The organism is uncultured Roseibium sp. (genome assembly GCF_947499295.1).
Classification (GTDB): domain Bacteria; phylum Pseudomonadota; class Alphaproteobacteria; order Rhizobiales; family Stappiaceae; genus Roseibium.
Genome location: NZ_CANMNP010000010.1, coordinates 166,099 through 182,378 on the forward strand (window position 1 = coordinate 166,099; position 16,280 = coordinate 182,378).

At 54.1% G+C, this 16,280-nt stretch carries 13 protein-coding genes; 4 read left to right on the forward strand and 9 right to left on the reverse strand.

What is annotated here, in order from left to right:
- Positions 1-3 precede the first annotated feature (3 nt).
- The 4 genes from Q0835_RS16775 (at position 4) to Q0835_RS16790 (ending at position 4,314) form a co-directional block, all read left to right on the forward strand.
- A complete protein-coding gene (locus Q0835_RS16775; protein WP_298963251.1) occupies positions 4-873 on the forward strand; it encodes an ABC transporter permease in 870 nt (289 codons plus the stop codon).
- A complete protein-coding gene (locus Q0835_RS16780) occupies positions 870-2,015 on the forward strand; it encodes an ABC transporter permease (protein ID WP_298963135.1) in 1,146 nt (381 codons plus the stop codon). Before Q0835_RS16775 ends, Q0835_RS16780 begins: the two co-directional genes overlap by 4 nt.
- A 76-nt stretch (positions 2,016-2,091) precedes the next feature.
- Positions 2,092-2,919 carry a nucleoside triphosphate pyrophosphohydrolase gene (gene mazG / locus Q0835_RS16785; protein ID WP_298963138.1) on the forward strand — a complete coding sequence of 276 codons (828 nt, stop codon included), beginning with the start codon at positions 2,092-2,094 and terminating at the stop codon, positions 2,917-2,919.
- A 135-nt stretch (positions 2,920-3,054) separates the two neighbouring features.
- On the forward strand, positions 3,055-4,314 hold the full coding sequence (locus Q0835_RS16790) for an MFS transporter (protein WP_298963140.1): 1,260 nt from the start codon (positions 3,055-3,057) through the stop codon (positions 4,312-4,314).
- Between the two features lie 57 nt (positions 4,315-4,371).
- Here the strand turns inward: Q0835_RS16790 and hflX are convergent, their stop codons facing one another.
- From hflX to dusB, 9 genes are all read right to left on the reverse strand, one after another.
- A complete protein-coding gene (hflX, locus tag Q0835_RS16795; RefSeq protein WP_298963254.1) occupies positions 4,372-5,688 on the reverse strand; it encodes a GTPase HflX in 1,317 nt (438 codons plus the stop codon).
- A gap of 120 nt (positions 5,689-5,808) precedes the next feature.
- A complete protein-coding gene (gene hfq, locus Q0835_RS16800) occupies positions 5,809-6,066 on the reverse strand; it encodes an RNA chaperone Hfq (protein WP_173006241.1) in 258 nt (85 codons plus the stop codon).
- A gap of 187 nt (positions 6,067-6,253) precedes the next feature.
- Positions 6,254-7,117, reverse strand: a complete 864-nt coding sequence (locus tag Q0835_RS16805) for a D-amino-acid transaminase (RefSeq protein WP_298963141.1) — start codon at positions 7,115-7,117, stop codon at positions 6,254-6,256.
- 102 nt (positions 7,118-7,219) lie between these two features.
- Complete coding sequence (trkA, locus tag Q0835_RS16810) at positions 7,220-8,596, reverse strand: Trk system potassium transporter TrkA (protein WP_298821903.1); 1,377 nt, start codon at positions 8,594-8,596, stop codon at positions 7,220-7,222.
- Positions 8,597-8,646: 50 nt separating this feature from the next.
- Complete coding sequence (locus Q0835_RS16815; protein ID WP_298821904.1) at positions 8,647-10,014, reverse strand: sigma-54 dependent transcriptional regulator; 1,368 nt, start codon at positions 10,012-10,014, stop codon at positions 8,647-8,649.
- A complete protein-coding gene (locus Q0835_RS16820; protein ID WP_298963143.1) occupies positions 10,004-12,268 on the reverse strand; it encodes a PAS domain-containing sensor histidine kinase in 2,265 nt (754 codons plus the stop codon). The genes Q0835_RS16815 and Q0835_RS16820 overlap by 11 nt, the downstream gene beginning before the upstream one ends.
- A 343-nt stretch (positions 12,269-12,611) precedes the next feature.
- The gene (gene ntrC, locus Q0835_RS16825) at positions 12,612-14,051 is read right to left on the reverse strand and encodes a nitrogen regulation protein NR(I) (protein WP_298821906.1); all 1,440 of its coding nucleotides are present in this window, start codon (positions 14,049-14,051) and stop codon (positions 12,612-12,614) included.
- A 2-nt stretch (positions 14,052-14,053) separates the two neighbouring features.
- Positions 14,054-15,205 (reverse strand): nitrogen regulation protein NR(II), encoded by a 1,152-nt coding sequence (locus Q0835_RS16830; RefSeq protein WP_298821907.1) that lies wholly within the window; start codon positions 15,203-15,205, stop codon positions 14,054-14,056.
- Positions 15,202-16,209 carry a tRNA dihydrouridine synthase DusB gene (gene dusB, locus Q0835_RS16835; protein ID WP_298963257.1) on the reverse strand — a complete coding sequence of 336 codons (1,008 nt, stop codon included), beginning with the start codon at positions 16,207-16,209 and terminating at the stop codon, positions 15,202-15,204. The genes Q0835_RS16830 and dusB overlap by 4 nt, the downstream gene beginning before the upstream one ends.
- Between the last annotated feature and the right edge of the window lie 71 nt (positions 16,210-16,280).

Sequence of the window (16,280 nt, forward strand, 5' to 3'; positions counted from 1 at the left end):
CTGATGTCCGGAACCGTTGGCCCTGTTGTAGTTGTCGTCTCTGCTATTCTAGCGATCTGGTACATGGCCGCCGTGGCACTCAACACGCCCTTTCAGCAAGAGATCTATGAGCGCGCAAGCCAGACTGATGTTCCTCTCAGTCAGCTGGTCACCGACACGCTTGCCCAGGAACGGCCTGTACTGCCTGCGCCTCACCAGGTTGTCGTTGAAATCTGGAACACGACAGTCGAAAAAAAGATCACGTCCAAACGATCCCTGATCTTTCACAGTGGCATCACTCTTTCTTCGACCCTGTTGGGCTTTCTGATCGGAACGACTCTCGGCATTTTGCTTGCGATCGGCATCGTTCATTCCCGGGTTCTCGACAAATCTCTGATGCCCTGGATCATATCTTCGCAAACAATTCCGATCCTTGCCATCGCACCGATGATCATCGTCGTTTTGAATGCCGTCGGGATATCCGGATTGCTGCCCAAGGCTCTTATCTCAACCTACCTGTCCTTCTTTCCTGTCGCAGTCGGCATGGTGAAGGGGTTGCGGTCACCTGAAGTGATCCACATGGATCTGGTGCACACCTATTCTGCCTCCCGCGTTCAGGCCTTCTGGAAGCTCCGCCTTCCCTATGCAGTGCCGTTCCTTTTCACGTCCATGAAGATCGGCATGGCTGCTTCACTGGTTGGAGCCATCGTTGGTGAACTGCCGACCGGCGCTGTTGCAGGGCTTGGGGCAAGACTTCTTGCTGGTTCCTACTACGGCCAAACCATTCAGATTTGGTCCGCCTTGCTCATGGCGGCCTTCCTTGCCGGTTCTCTTGTCGCGCTGATCGGAGTTCTGGAAAAACAAACCCTCAAGCGCATGGGGATGGCAAGATGAGCATACAAACGGCCGCCAAGCGCAGAATTGATATGCCAGCCCTTCTTGCCTGGTTTGTTGTGCTCATGGTGATTGTCGGGCTTTTCAGCCCCATATTCGGCCCTGACTACGGTGTCATGGACGTTCCGAGCCTGGCTGTTTGCCTCGTGATCCTTGCGATTGCCGGTGTCCGGTATGAACTCGGCTTCATGCGCAACTTGATAGGAGATCTCATACTCGGGCTGGTCGCGGCGACTTCAGCCTGGCTATTGGTTTCAACGGTGTCGCAACATGTCGGGGAAGCAAAACTGGGTTTTTGGGCGCTGGTTGTCGCGACCTGGGCCGCCTCCTGGCTTTTTGTAGAAAGACTGGCGCTCTGGAAAAGCCGCTCGCAGAGCTTGGCCCGTATAGTGAATTTGGCGATACCAGCCATTTTCGGCATTACGCTACTAGTTCTTTGGCAACTCGTGGTAACTGGTGCAGGCGTGCCGAAAGTGCTGTTGCCTGCTCCATCTGAAATCTGGTTGCGGCTCATCAATTCAGTGCCAACGCTATGGGCTGATTTCCAGCAAACCTTCCTGAAAGCGGTTCTCGCAGGCTACATCATCGGCTGCGGTTCAGCGTTCCTGATCGCAATCCTCGTTGACCGGGTTCCGTTTCTTAGAAGGGGTCTCTTGCCCATTGGCAATCTGGTATCGGCCCTTCCTATCATCGGTGTTGCACCGATCATGGTGATGTGGTTCGGCTTCGACTGGCCATCCAAAGCAGCCGTCGTCATCATCATGACGTTCTTCCCAATGCTCGTGAACACGGTAGCAGGCCTTGCTGCGTCGGATGCCATGCAGCGTGACTTGATGCGCACCTATGCCTCCAACTACTGGCAAACTCTCTTCAAACTGCGCCTGCCCATGGCTATGCCGTTCATCTTCAACGCGTTGAAGATCAATTCGACCCTTGCCTTGATCGGAGCAATCGTGGCCGAATTTTTCGGCACACCGATCGTTGGCATGGGGTTCCGGATCTCAACGGAAGTCGGCCGCATGAATGTTGATATGGTGTGGGCGGAAATCGCCGTTGCCGCTCTTGCAGGATCTTTGTTCTACGGCGCTGTGGCTCTGATAGAGCGGGCCGTAACGTTCTGGCATCCGTCCATAAGGGGTTAAGTCCTTGTGAGCCGGCTTTAAGTGTGCAAATCAGAGGCACCTATTTTGGTGCCTCTCATTGTTTATAGGTTTGCCAATGACACCCAGCCGCAACATTTCCCGCCTCATCGAAATCATGGCGGCCCTGAGAACGCCCGTAACCGGATGTCCCTGGGATCTGGAGCAAAACTTTTCGACTATTGCTCCCTATACGCTCGAAGAGGCTTACGAAGTTGCAGATGCAATCGCAAAAAATGATCTTCTGGAATTGCGAGAAGAGCTCGGCGACTTGTTGCTCCAGGTGGTCTATCACGCGCGCATGGCCGAGGAAGACGAGCACTTTGATTTCGGCGACGTCGTTGAAGGCATCACCAAAAAACTGATCCGTCGCCATCCTCATGTTTTCGGCGATGAAAACGGTGAAAAGGCGGAACACGTCAAAGGTATCTGGGAGCGGATCAAAGCAGAAGAGCGGGCTGAAAAGCAGGCCGAACGCGAAGCTCGCGGACTTGCTGAGCCGAGCAAAGGCTATCTTGACGATGTTCCAACCGCTTTTCCAGCCCTACAGGAAGCCGACAAACTGCAGCGCCGGGCCTCCAAAGTCGGTTTCGACTGGAATGATGCCAGGCTCGTGCTGGACAAAATCCGGGAAGAAACGCACGAGCTGGATGCAGAACTTGCCAAAGGTGACCCTGATAAGGACCGCATGAGCGACGAACTTGGTGACACCCTGTTTGCACTCGCCAACCTCGCTCGTCACCTCGACATTGATCCCGAAGAAGCCTTGCGCCGGACAAACAGAAAATTCCGTACCCGGTTTGCCGCAATTGAAGACGTGGCAAGCCGAACTGGCACCACGCTTCAGGACATGACACTCGAAGAAATGGAAGCGGCTTGGCAAGAAGCAAAGCAGAGACAGTCATGAACTTTAGAACCCCAGGATGGTCTCCTATTCAGCTTGGCTAACCTGGTTCTTGAAATTCGAATTGCTTTTTTCCGTGCCGACGACAAGATATCCTTCAATTGTAAGACGTGATTTTCGATCCGGAGCTTGTGACAATTGGCCGTCATTGCATCTTCAGCGGAAAGACGAACTTTGTCTTTGCTGGCCGGGCAAACAAGTCTGGCACAAACAGCCTGGACAATGGCGAGCCCGTCGATTGTCATCACGTTTCTGGCGGTATCAGTCGGAATGCCAGTCTTTTTGGTTGGTGCCCTCGTGTCTGTTCGACAACTTGCCAGCTCGCTGACCGACATCTTTCTTTTTGAGAGAATTGCCAAGATCAGAAATCGAAAGTTGGCGTTGTCTCTGTGTGACATGATCTTAGCGCTCTGCTTTGGCGCTACGATTGTCTCTGTGCTTTTCGGAACTCAGACCCAGACAAGTATCGTCTTTGTTGTCTGCATTTTCACAATGGGAGTCGCCGACGAATTTCAGCATTTGCTGATGACTGACTTTCTGGCAGACAACTTGCAATCAAAATCGCGTTTGTTGCTTCAATACACGCAGATGGCGATTGGTGGCGGATTTGGCGTTGCCTTGGCCTGGATCGCGCATGAGCTCACACTGGAATTGCCCCCACTTAGTCGGCACTCCATTGTGGTTACGATCGGCATCGCCTGTTTCGCTCTATCAGCACTTACAATATTGGCCGTGGAAGACAGTGCTCCAACCAACGCAGCACGGCCATCGGCAACGCGGTCTCCGCTTAGATTGGCCAGAAACTACTATCTCAACGTGCTGGCCATGATGAATCAATCATGGTTTCGCCAGTATGTGGTCATCACGACAGTGTTTTCAGCTGTGATACTCGCCGTTCCGTTCTTCGCCCTTATTGCTGCAGAGACCCACCACACGACGAGCAAGGGGCTGACGGCAATGGTCACCTCCTATGCCTTAGGCTACATCGTGGCAGGTCCGCTTTGGGGTACCTTGAATAACGTTTCACACCGGATGGTAATGATAACCTGTTCACTTCTGGTCGGCTTTTGCGGTTCCATTCTGGCAACACTTCATATGTTGAACCTGCAACACGATTTGAGAATACATGCCATCGCAATCTTCGTGGTCACTTTGGCAGTCCGCGGAATAGTAGCGGTCTTGCAAGTCTATTTTATGGAAATTGCGCCAAAGGGTCAGCGCGTCAAAGGAATTGCGGTGGCAAGATCGTTTAGCAGACTTACGATGATTTGCCTTTCAGCGCTTTTGGCAGCCGTTGTCCACCTGCAGGAAACCGTTTGGGCAATCTTCTTCATTGCCTTTGTGAGCTTCGTAACGGCCACAATTAGCTACTTCTTCGCCAGGAAATTCGAAAATTAGCTTAGACTCGATGCGCACAATCAAGCGATCTTCCACACAGGTGCCATTTTGGAAACGTCAGTCTTCGGAGCCCGTGTCCAACTGGCCAGCGAGATCGACAAGATATTCCGAAAACAAGTCCCGGAAGGGCCCACGTTGTTTGTCGGAAACACGCACCTCAGCCGTCACGAAGTCTTCCGCATCTGAGCGTTCCAGCACTTCAGACATCTGGTAAAGCTTTGCCAGAAGAGCGCCTTCCGCAACCGGTATCTGAATGGAGAAGATATCGTCGTGCTTTGCCATGAACGCGTCGATGCGATCAGACAAGCCATCGATACCCTCACCCGTCAAAGCCGACAGAGAAACAGGCCCATCATGGCCGACATCCTCGAGTAATTTTTCCCGAAGCGCCGGATCAAGGCAGTCGATCTTGTTCCATACTTCAACGACCGGAGCGCCGTTTTGGGCGTCAACGCCGAGATCGTTCAAGGTCTTTTTGACATCCTCCGCCTGCGCATCCGTATCCGGGTGCGAAATATCACGGACGTGCAGAATAAGGTCGGCCTCCAGCACCTCTTCCAGTGTTGCCCGGAAAGCAGCAACAAGATGGGTCGGCAAATCGGAAATGAAGCCAACCGTATCCGACAGGATAACTTCCCTGCCATGTGGCAGCTTTATCTTGCGCAACGTCGGGTCAAGAGTTGCAAACAAGAGATCTTTGGCAAAGACATCTGCCTCGGTCAACCGATTGAAAAGTGTAGACTTTCCGGCGTTGGTGTAGCCGACAAGCGCCACAACAGGCTGCGGTATCTTCTTGCGTTTCTTACGGTGGAGATCACGTGTTCGACGGACGCTTTCCAGCTGCTTCTGCAGCGCAATGATGCGCTCTTGTATCTGGCGACGGTCTGCCTCGATCTGCGTTTCACCCGGCCCCCCCATAAAGCCGGCACCGCCCCGCTGCCGCTCTAGGTGGGTCCAGGACCTGACCAATCGGCTCTTTTGCCATGTAAGATGTGCAAGATCGACCTGCAACTTGCCTTCCTTGGTCCGTGCCCGGTCGCCAAAGATTTCCAGAATGAGTCCGGTACGATCAATCACCTTTGTCTTAAGGCGTCGTTCAAGATTACGTTGCTGAACAGGCGTCAATGGATGGTCGATGACGACAAGGTCGAGATCTTCGCTGGCAACAATACCCGCAAGTTCGGCTACCTTGCCTTCACCAAAGAGCGTCGCTGGCTTGGGATTGTTGACCCGAACAACGCCTGAGTGAACGATGTCGAGGTTAATGGCAGCGCTTAGGCCAACAGCTTCTCCAAGCCGTGCCTCAGGGCTTCTATTGCCACGCAGTTCGCCGGAACCCTCCGCCCGCAATTGGAGGACTGGCTCTAGGATGATCGCACGAAAAGGCTGAGGCAGACGATCTACCCCAGTGTCTTTCACGCGAAGTGATTTCTGGCCCGGCTCTTCAGTACCGTTTGATTTTGAAAAATCGTCTGCCCGAGACTTCGGTTTCAATCAGCTTGCCTTTTCAGCGTTTTCCTCTGCCTGATCGAACAACTGAACAGGCCCGTTTGGCATAATTGTGGAAATCGCGTGCTTGTAGACAAGCTGAGAATGCCCGTCGCGACGAAGCAGGACACAGAAATTGTCGAACCAGGTTACGACACCCTGCAATTTTACACCGTTGATCAGGAAAATTGTCAGAGGAGTTTTTTGCTTGCGAACGTGATTGAGGAAAGTGTCTTGGAGATTTTGTGCGCGCTCAGCCATCAGTCTTTTTATCCTATTTGTCCCGGATGCGGCCGAGCATCCGGCGTTCCACAGCAGCTTACCGTCAAAAGACGTTCAAGTTCAAACGCTAAGGTTTGACAACCGCTCGCTTTTTGCATTGCCCACCAGAAGAGCTGTCTGCCCCAGCTCTATATTGTTTCGAATTCGCCGCCCAACAAGGCCAATCGAATCATACCGCCTGCAAATCAGTAGCAGTATGGAACAATTCGCGCAATCGGGTTGCAACAGATCCCGGATGGCCATTTCCGATAACCCGGCCATCAAGACGTGTCACAGGCATCACCACAGTGGTTGCCGCGGTGACAAAAGCCTCCTTGGCCTCGAATGCCTCTTCCAGACTAAATGGCCTTTCTTCAAAGGTCATCCCGTCTTTTTGAACAAGTTCCAGTACGACAGCTCGGGTTATACCACGCAATATGCCGCTTTCCGCCGGCCGGGTAACCAGAACGCCCTGCTTGGTGACAATCCAGGCATTCGTCGACCCACCCTCGGTCACGTTGCCGTCCTTGTCGATATACCAGGCTTCTTTACCGCCGTGTTCCTTGGCGTTCTGTTTGGCCAGAACATTGGGAAGCAACGCAACCGTCTTGATGTCCACTCTTGGCCAACGGTTTTCAGGATAGCTGACGACGCCGATACCCTCATCGGCCGAGGCTTGTGCAGCAGCAGGATCACTGGAGCGGGCCGTCACGACAATGGATGGTGCGACGTCTTCGGGTGGGAAAAAGTGATCCCGTTTGGCAACGCCGCGTGTGACCTGAATATAGACGAGGCCATTGCGTACTTTGTTGCGCCTCACAACCTGATGAAGCACAAATTGGACAGCGTTGCGCGCCATTGGCCAATCAATGCGCAGCTCGTTCAAGGAGCGGTCGAGCCGGTCAAGATGACGAGGAACATCGACTATCTTGCTTTGCCAGACTTCGCAGACCTCATATACGCCATCAGCGAACTGGTACCCACGATCCTCCACATGGACCGCAGCGTCCGCATGACGGACATATTGACCGTTGACATAGGCAATTCGGCTCATGCTTCCTCCGTTCGGGGACCGGATCTATTCAAACCAATCGGTATTGAGGTCATTTTTGACCTTTCGGTCAGGCAATTGCAAGACTAGAAAATCGGCAGTCGATCAGAAGAAGTCGAGACTGACTCGGAACATTTGTTCCACCTGGCGCACTCTGTTGGCGACGGCGAAGATCACGATGCGGTCCTGCGCCTGGATCTGCAGATCGCCATTTGGTGTCAGGACCTTACCCTCGCGAAAAACTGCACCGACGCGGATACCTGATGGCAGATCAATCACCCTCAGAGGTTTGCCGACAAGAGGTGAAGTATCCAGTGCCTCAGCCTCGACAATCTCGGCAGCACCGTTTTGCAGAGAGTGAACCCCTCTGATACGGCCGCGCCGGACATGCTGTAGAATGCGCGAGATCGTCACCGCTCTCGGATTGATGAAAGCGTCGATGCCGAGCGCATTGGCAAAGGCGGGATAACTCGGATTGTTCAACAAGGACAATGACCGCTTGCAACCGAGCTTTTTGGCCATCACCGACGACAGGATATTGACCTCGTCCTCATTGGTCAGAGCGACCATGGTGTCGGCGTCGCCTGCGTCCGCTTCATTGAGGATCTTTTGATCGAGTGCACTACCATGAAGAATGACCGATCTCTTAAGGTCATCCGCCACGGTAATCGCACGTTCTCGCGAGGCTTCAATCAGTTTGATTTTTGTTCCGGACTGACGCTGTTCCAGTGCCTTGGCGACATAAAGACCAATGTTCCCGCCTCCGGCAATAATTACCTTGGCCGCTTCCGGCTCCTCATGTCCGAAAATGCTGAGTGTGCGCCTGACCTGATCCCTGCGGGCAACCACATAGGCAAGATCACCGGTCAGAATAGAGTCGCTGCTCTTTGGCACAAAAAGGCGATTGTTTCGATAGAGCCCGACCACAACGGCCCCGAGATCTGGAAATAGCTCGGTTAGCTGACGCAGCGGCGTGTCGATGACCGGGCAATCATCTTCGCACATGATGCCGACGACGACTATTTGATCATCGGCGAACCGTACCGTTTCAACAGCACCGGGCAATGCCAGGCGACGCAGCACCATCTCGCCGACTTCGATTTCCGGCGAAATGATCACGTCGATCGGCATGTTGTCGCGCGAAAAAAGGTTGCGCCAACGGCCCTGAAGATAGGACTGCGCGCGGATTCGGGCCACCTTTGTCGGCACGTTGAACAGCGAATGCGCAACCTGACAGGCCACCATGTTGACTTCGTCATAGAGCGTGACGGCGACAATCATGTCGGCTTCCTCAGCGCCGGCCTGCGCGAGAACATCCGGATGCGCACCATGGCCGACAAAGCCGCGGACATCGAGTTGATCGCCAATGGCATTGATCAACTCTGGCGCGGAGTCGATCACGGACACATCGTTCTGTTCGGCGGCCAATCGTTCGGCGATGCCGTACCCGACCTGACCTGCGCCGCAAATCACGATTTTCATGGAAAGAACCCTTCCCTACTCTGCTGACTAGTTCCGATGTTCACCGGGCGTCAGGTCATACCCAGGGTCTTCAGTTTCCGGTGAAGCGCAGACCGTTCCATACCGACAAATTCTGCAGTCCGCGAGATGTTCCCGTCAAATCTCTTGATTTGAGCCTGGAGATATTCACGCTCGAAAATCTCTCGCGCTTCGCGCAACGGAACGGACATGAGATGCTCACCCGTTCCTGAGCTCGGCAGGCTCGGCAAGGTTTCACCGATTTCGGCAGGCAACAAATCCGCTGTGATGGTGCTGTCCGGATCACCACGGCTAAGGATCATCAGTCGCTCAACATTGTTGCGCAGCTGGCGAACATTGCCTGGCCAGTCATGAGTTTGCAGGACCGCCATCGCATCGTCGCCAATCGGGCGAAGCGGTATACCCGAGGCACCGGAAATCTGCTCCATGAAATGGTGTACGAGAACCGGGATGTCTTCACGCCGTTCAGCGAGCCCTGGCACCCTGAGAGGGACAACACTCAACCGGTGATAAAGATCCTGTCTGAAGAGTCCGGAAGCAATATGCTCTTCAAGGTTCTTCGACGTTGAAGACAGGATACGGATATCAACTTGTACTTTCTGCGTTCCGCCGACACGTGAAAAGCTCTGTTCGACAAGCACCCTCAGGATCTTGCCTTGGGTTTCAGCAGGCATATCGGCAACTTCATCGAGATACAATGTGCCGCCATGGGCTTCCTCAAGCGCACCGATCTTGCGCAGATTTCCGTTCTCGTCCTCGATACCGAACAGCTCTTCTTCCATTCGCGCAGGCGTGATGGTGGCCGCATTGAGCACCACGAACGGGCTTTTGATCCGGGGCGACAAATCATGAATCATTCGGGCCGCACGTTCCTTGCCGGCCCCCGAAGGACCGACGATCAGGATACGGCTATTGGTACCGGCAATCTTCTGAATGGTCTGTCTGAGACCATGTGCTGCAGAAGAGTTTCCGATGATATCACTGGTTTCGCCGCTACGTTGCTTGAGATCCCGGATCTCACGTTTAAGACTTGAGGCTTCCAGTGCGCGTTCTACGATGTGAATAAGGCGATCTGCCTTGAATGGTTTCTCAATGTAGTCATATGCGCCGCGCTTGATTGCCGAGACAGCCGTTTCGATGTTGCCATGACCGGATATGATGACAACCGGCATGTCCGGGTTGGAATCCTTGAACAGATCCAGAAGCGCCAAACCGTCAAGCCGGCTTCCCTGCAGCCAGATGTCGAGAATGACAAGCGACGGTTTACGCTCTTTCACCGCAGCGAGAGCGCTGTCTGAATCGTGCGCTGTCCTGGTACCGTAACCATCATCGTCCAGAATACCGGCAATCATTTCACGAATGTCGGTTTCATCGTCTATAACTAAAATATCATGTGCCATGAGCAGTCGCTGCTTCTTGTTGTTGCTCGGGTTCCAGCTCAATCTCGGCTTTGGCGGCCAAAGTCAGTCGAACAAGAGTTCCCGTGTCTGAAGGATCGTCTTTGGGCGCGTCGAGCAATTCAATACCGCCCCCGTGGTCTTCCAAAATCTTGCGCACGATTGCGAGACCCAAACCGGTCCCCTTCTCACGCGTTGTCATATAAGGCTCCAGCAAGCGGCTGCGATTTTGCTCAGGCAAGCCAACTCCGTTGTCGATCACATCGATGACAATGCGACCCGATTGGTCCGGCCCTTCTCCTGACAGACGAACCTCGACTGTGCCCTTCGGCACGTCTTCCCCTTCGCGGGCTGATACGGCTTCGGTCGCGTTCTTGACGACATTGGTCAACGCCTGCCCGATAAGCCTCGCGTCAAACACAGCCTTGACCGGAGTGTCAGGAACATCTGCTGTTACGCTGATATCCGGATTGGCAACAGACTGCATGAAGGCGGCATCTCTCACGGCTTCCCGAAGATCTCCCGATGACTTGTTGGGCTTGCGCATACGGGCAAAGGACGAGAACTCGTCAACCATCTGACCAATATCGCCCACCTGCCGAACAATCGTATCGATGCATTGGTCGAAAACCTGACGATCTTCCTCAATCCGTTTGCCATATCGTCTCCGGATTCGTTCTGCCGACAGCTGAATCGGCGTCAGAGGATTCTTGATTTCATGAGCAATTCTGCGTGCAACGTCCGCCCAGGCCGAATTGCGCTGGGCCGACACTAGATCCGTGATGTCGTCCAGGGTCACCACAAATCCGTGTTCGCGGCGGGTCGACTGTTCGGTCGTGATGCGAACGTTGATTGTCCTGAGACGGCCGCCGCGCGCAATCTCAATCTGTCGCTCAGGCAGCCGGTCACCATCATTTTCCAGGAGCTCGCCGATACACTCGTCCAGCTCTGGAACAACCTCCATCAAGGGCTTGTTCAGGATCTGAATCTCATCAAGCTGCAGAAGCTCCAACGCGGACCGGTTGATCAACATGATGGACGCTTCATCGTCTATCCCGATCACACCCGTTGAGACCCCGGACAAAACGGCCTCATTAAACCGCCGTCGCCGGTCGATCTGTTCATTGGCCGCAAGCAAGGCATCGCGCTGGCCGAGCAATTGCCCGGTCATCTTGTTAAAGGTGGTCCCGAGATTTGCGAGGTCTCCCCCTGACTTTTCCGTTCGAACCTTCACTGCGAGGTTGCCTTTGGCAACTTCGTCAGCAGCCGAAATCAACGTTCTGATTGGCGACACAAGCCGATTGGCGAAACCAAAACCTATCCAGATAGCCGACAAGAGAAGAACCAGCGCCACGCCAAGATAAACAAGAGCAAAGGCGACCTGTACTCCGAACCTGCTGCTTTCCATCTGCTGGTATTGGGAGGCCCCGGTCTCCGCCAGGCGCAAGTACTCAACAACGCGGGGATCGATGGCACGGACAGCGTAAAGATAGAAATTATCGTATGCGGACAACTTCATGATGCCGCCGACGATGTTGGAACTGCCGGGTGCAATCAGGATCGGATCGCCGGACTTTGCCTTGAAAAAACTGTCAGCCGGTGGCAGCGGAACATCGGCGTTTGGATCCAGCACGACACGCGTCACCACCTTGCCTTCGCTATCCAGGATAAACGCGGCCAGAATCCCGCGCAAAGAGACCTGGGTAGCGAAAAACTGGTCGAATCGTGTGGGTTCGAAGTCGTAAACGGCCTTAGCGCGATCGATATCATTTGTCATGGCGATCAGATCGCCACGCAACACGCGCGCATGTTCCTGCAGATAGGCCTGCGCGACCGTGAGAGCATTATCGATGATCTGGCGCGTTCGCTCTTCAAACCAGCGATCAAGGCCCCGGTCCAGCGTAATAGCTGCAAGAATAGCCATGAGGATCGCTGGTACGGCTGCAACGACACTGAAAAGGGCAACGACGCGAACGTGAAGACGAGCCGCGGCACGGCCGCGCCTTCGCGCCTGCCAGAGCTTCAGAATTTCAACGGAAATGACACCGAGCAATACTGCGGCGAGCGCGCCATTGATCGTCATTGCGGTGACAATGACTTCCCGAGTCGGGTCGATGGCCGTCAGGCCCATCAGAATGGCAAATGTCACGCCAATCGAAATCAGGGCGACAACCATGATCGCGAGGCCTGCGCGGCGCCAGAGTTTCCCTGCCGCACTCGACTGCGCTGCCGATCGCTGTTCCGCTTCCAGTATCATTAAGCCTCAGCACGGCGGCCACAATATTCCGGCCGCATCCAGTATTGTTTTATGCGGCAAACTTATCACACAATGTTGCGAAATTGCGACAGGGTGGAAGCATCACTGAAAAAATGCGGTGGAAGACTGCATGAACAGGCTTAGATACTTGTTTTATATAACTTTATTCAAGATCAAGTCTTTGTCAAACGTTCAATCGCAGTGCACATCGGACCCCTTATTCGGGCCGGCGACAGATCTGAGTGTACAAATATGCTCCCGCGCCGCACTCAGGGGCGCGGGGTCTCATTGTTCCGTCATCAAAGGATAATCTGGCAAGACAGCGACAAACGCTCGCCGGCAATCAACGAACCGAACGCATAACCTGAATGTCCAGATCCCGGATCTTCTTCCTCAAAGTGTTTCGATTGACGCCGAGGAGTTCTGCCGCCTTGATCTGGTTGCCGCGCGTTGCTGCCAATGCAGCACTGATCAGTGGATATTCGACTTCACGCAGAATGCGATGATAAAGCCCTGGAGGCGGCAACGCGTCTCCGAAAGTATCGAAGTAGCCTGCCAGATAACGTTCAACAGAGCCGCCGAGATTGATGTTCTCAGTTGTTTCCTCTTCAACCGATGCAACAGAAGGATGGCTGAGCTCCTGCTCCAGCAAGTTTTCACTTATGACATCCTGAGGATAAAGTGCTGCCAGTCGGCGAACGAGATTTTCAAGCTCGCGAACGTTCCCCGGCCAGCGATACCGTCGCAGAAGATTGAGCGCTTCCTGGTCGATCTGTTTGGCCGGCAAACCCTCCTTCTCAACCAGTGAGAAGAAGTGTCTAACGAGATCCGGAATGTCTTCGATCCGTTCGCGAAGCGGTGGCAATCTTATAGGCACCACGTTGAGACGGAAATAGAGGTCCTCGCGGAAAAGCCCTTGATTGATCAGGTGCCTGAGATCCTTGTTGGTGGCGGCAATAATGCGGACATCCGTCTTGATCGGAGTTCGCCCACCAACCGTCGTGTATTCGCCTTGTTGCAAAACCCTCAACAGACGGGTCTGTGCTTCCATGGGCATGTCGCCAATTTCATCTAGAAAGAGCGTACCGCCGTCGGCCTGCTCGAACCGGCCAGAACTGCGATTTTGAGCGCCTGTAAACGCTCCCTTTTCGTGGCCGAAGAGTTCGGCTTCGATCAAGTCTCTCGGGATGGCAGCCATGTTGATTGCAACAAAAGGTCCATTCCGCCTTTTGCCGTAGTCATGAAGGGCTCGGGCAACGAGTTCCTTGCCCGTTCCCGACTCGCCGTTGATCATGACTGTCAGGTCGGTTTGCATAAGACGCGCCAGGACCCGGTAGATCTCCTGCATCGCCGGGGATCGGCCGACAAGAGGCATTCCCTCACCGGCATCATCCAGATCCAGGGAAGGCCGCTTTTTCGGCTCTTCCAATGCACGTTGAACAATGCTGGTCAGCTCTTTGAGGTCAAACGGCTTGGGAAGATATTCATAAGCGCCTTTCTCGGACGCCTTGATCGCCGTCATGAATGTGTTCTGGGCACTCATGACAAGAACTGGCAACTCGGGACGCATTTTTTTCATGCGTGGCAGCACGTCAAAAATATTCTCGTCCGGCATCACAACATCAGTGATAACCAGATCTCCGTCGCCTGAAGATACCCAACGCCACAAGGTCGAAGCGTTAGAGGTCAGCCGGACAGTGTACCCGGCCCTGGAAAGGGCCTGATTGAGAACTGTGCGAATGGCCGCGTCGTCGTCTGCAACTAGGATCGTGCCGGTCGGCATGGTCAGCTATTCCCTTCGTTCGGCTTTTGGGAGTGGGAGGCTCCTTCGCCGGAAAAAGCGGGCATGAGGATACGGAAGACTGTTTTGTGTCGCTGACTGTCGCATTCAATCACACCGCCGTGGTCGCCGATGATCTTTGCAACCAGCGCAAGTCCAAGTCCGGATCCGTTGGTTTTCGTCGTTATGAATGGTTCGAATAGGTGCGGTAACAGGTCGTCTGGAACACCGGGACCATTGTCCTGAACACAGAATTCGAGCGGTAGGCTCACCTTTTCATCCGTTCCTGGCACAGACAGTCTGACACCGGGCCTGAAGGCCGTGGAAACGCGAATTTCTCCATCGGGGTCATCGCCGATAGCTTCACTGGCGTTCTTGATGAGGTTCAAGAACACCTGAATGAGCTGGTCCTTATTTGCATAAACGGGTGGCAAAGACGGGTCGTAAATCTCAACAATACGCTTGTCTCTTGCAAAACCGCTGTCGGAAAGACGTTTCACATGGTCCAGCACCACGTGGATGTTGACAGGCTCGCGCTCGATTGGGCGCTCATCGGAAAAGACTTCCATCCTGTCGACCAGTTTCACGATCCGGTCAGTCTCATCCATAATCAGCCTGGCAAGGGCCCGGTCTTCGCTAGGTACAGATTGTTCCATCAGCTGGGCTGCACCGCGTATGCCGGAGAGAGGGTTCTTGATCTCATGAGCCAGCATGGCTGCAAGACCTGTGACCGTGCGTGCCGCGCCGCGCGACGTCAGCTGGCGGTCGATCTTTTCAGCCATCGTGCGTTCCTGAAACATCAACACCACGGCACCTGGCCGATCGGAGACGGGAGCCGCATTTATGTCCACAACCCTGGGAGCACCAATTCGAGGCGAGCCAATGTCGACCTTGTACTCATTGACCGGTGCCGCACGCTCTCGCACTTGATCGATAAGTGTCAGAAGTGGGCTGCCGAAAGGCACAAATTCGCTGATTGGATGTCGGCGCAGTACAGACACGCTAGATCGCATAAAAATTTCTGCGGCCATATTTGCAGACTCGATCACTCCGTCCGGAGCCACGAGCAAAACAGGATGCGGCAATGCATCCAGTATAATCGGTCCATCGCTGGCCAAAGCGGCCGTTCGTCCCGTTTCAGACTTGAGATCGCTCACGCAGCTGTCCGTTCATTTGCTGAAGAGATCCAGTCATAAGCAATGCGGGTCACTTCTTTGGGATTTTGGGATGCCATAAGAATTGATTTGAGCGCAGCAGGCATTGGCATTGCCCCGAGCGCTACGGATTGTTCCAGATACCAGCCAACATGTTTTCTGGCGATACGAACACCCTTGCCTTCGCCATAGTGGCTCAGAATGCTCTCATAGTGCTCGATCACCAGATCCGCGAGGTCGTTCCCCATTGGCTCAGGCAGCCGCTCACCGGTCGCAAGATAGTGTCCGACGAAACCCGGAAGCCACGGTCGGCCATAAGCTCCCCGTCCGATCATGACCGCGTCGGCCCCAGAGGCTTCAAGCATGTTCAGTGCATCGGCACTGCTTTTACAGTCACCGTTTGCGACCAATGGAAGAGAAGTGGCTGCTCTCACCCGCGAAATAGCCGACCAGTTGGCTGCACCCTTATAGAATTGGTTCCGGGTTCGACCATGAACCGTGATGAGTTTCACACCGGCAGCTTCGGCACGTCGGGCAAGCTCAGGTGCATTGATAGACTGCTCGTCCCACCCGAGACGCATTTTCAAGGTCACCGGCACATCAACAGCTGCGACGGTTGCGTCGATCAGCATCAATGCGTGATCAAGATCGCGCATGAGAGCAGAGCCGGAATAGCCTGAGGTGACCTTCTTCGCTGGGCACCCCATGTTTATATCGATTATATCAGCACCAAGATCGGCAATGACCTTGGCCGCCTCCCCCATCCAGCGGACTTCTCGCCCTGCAAGCTGGACGACGTGCAAGCCCTGGTCATGGGCCTCGGCACGCATCTGCGTTTCCGCGTCACCCTTTACAAAGGACTCGCTTGCGACCATTTCACTGACAACCATACCTGCACCAAAACGCGCTGCGATCCGCCGAAAAGGCAGATCGGTTACGCCGGACATCGGTGCAAGCACAGCCCTGTTGGGCACTTCGTGCTTGCCAATCTTAAGTGTCTTCACCACAGGTAACACGCGATTCTCATTTTTGCTTAATGCCTGTGCACTTTCTTATTTGCCTATATTGTAGACAATTA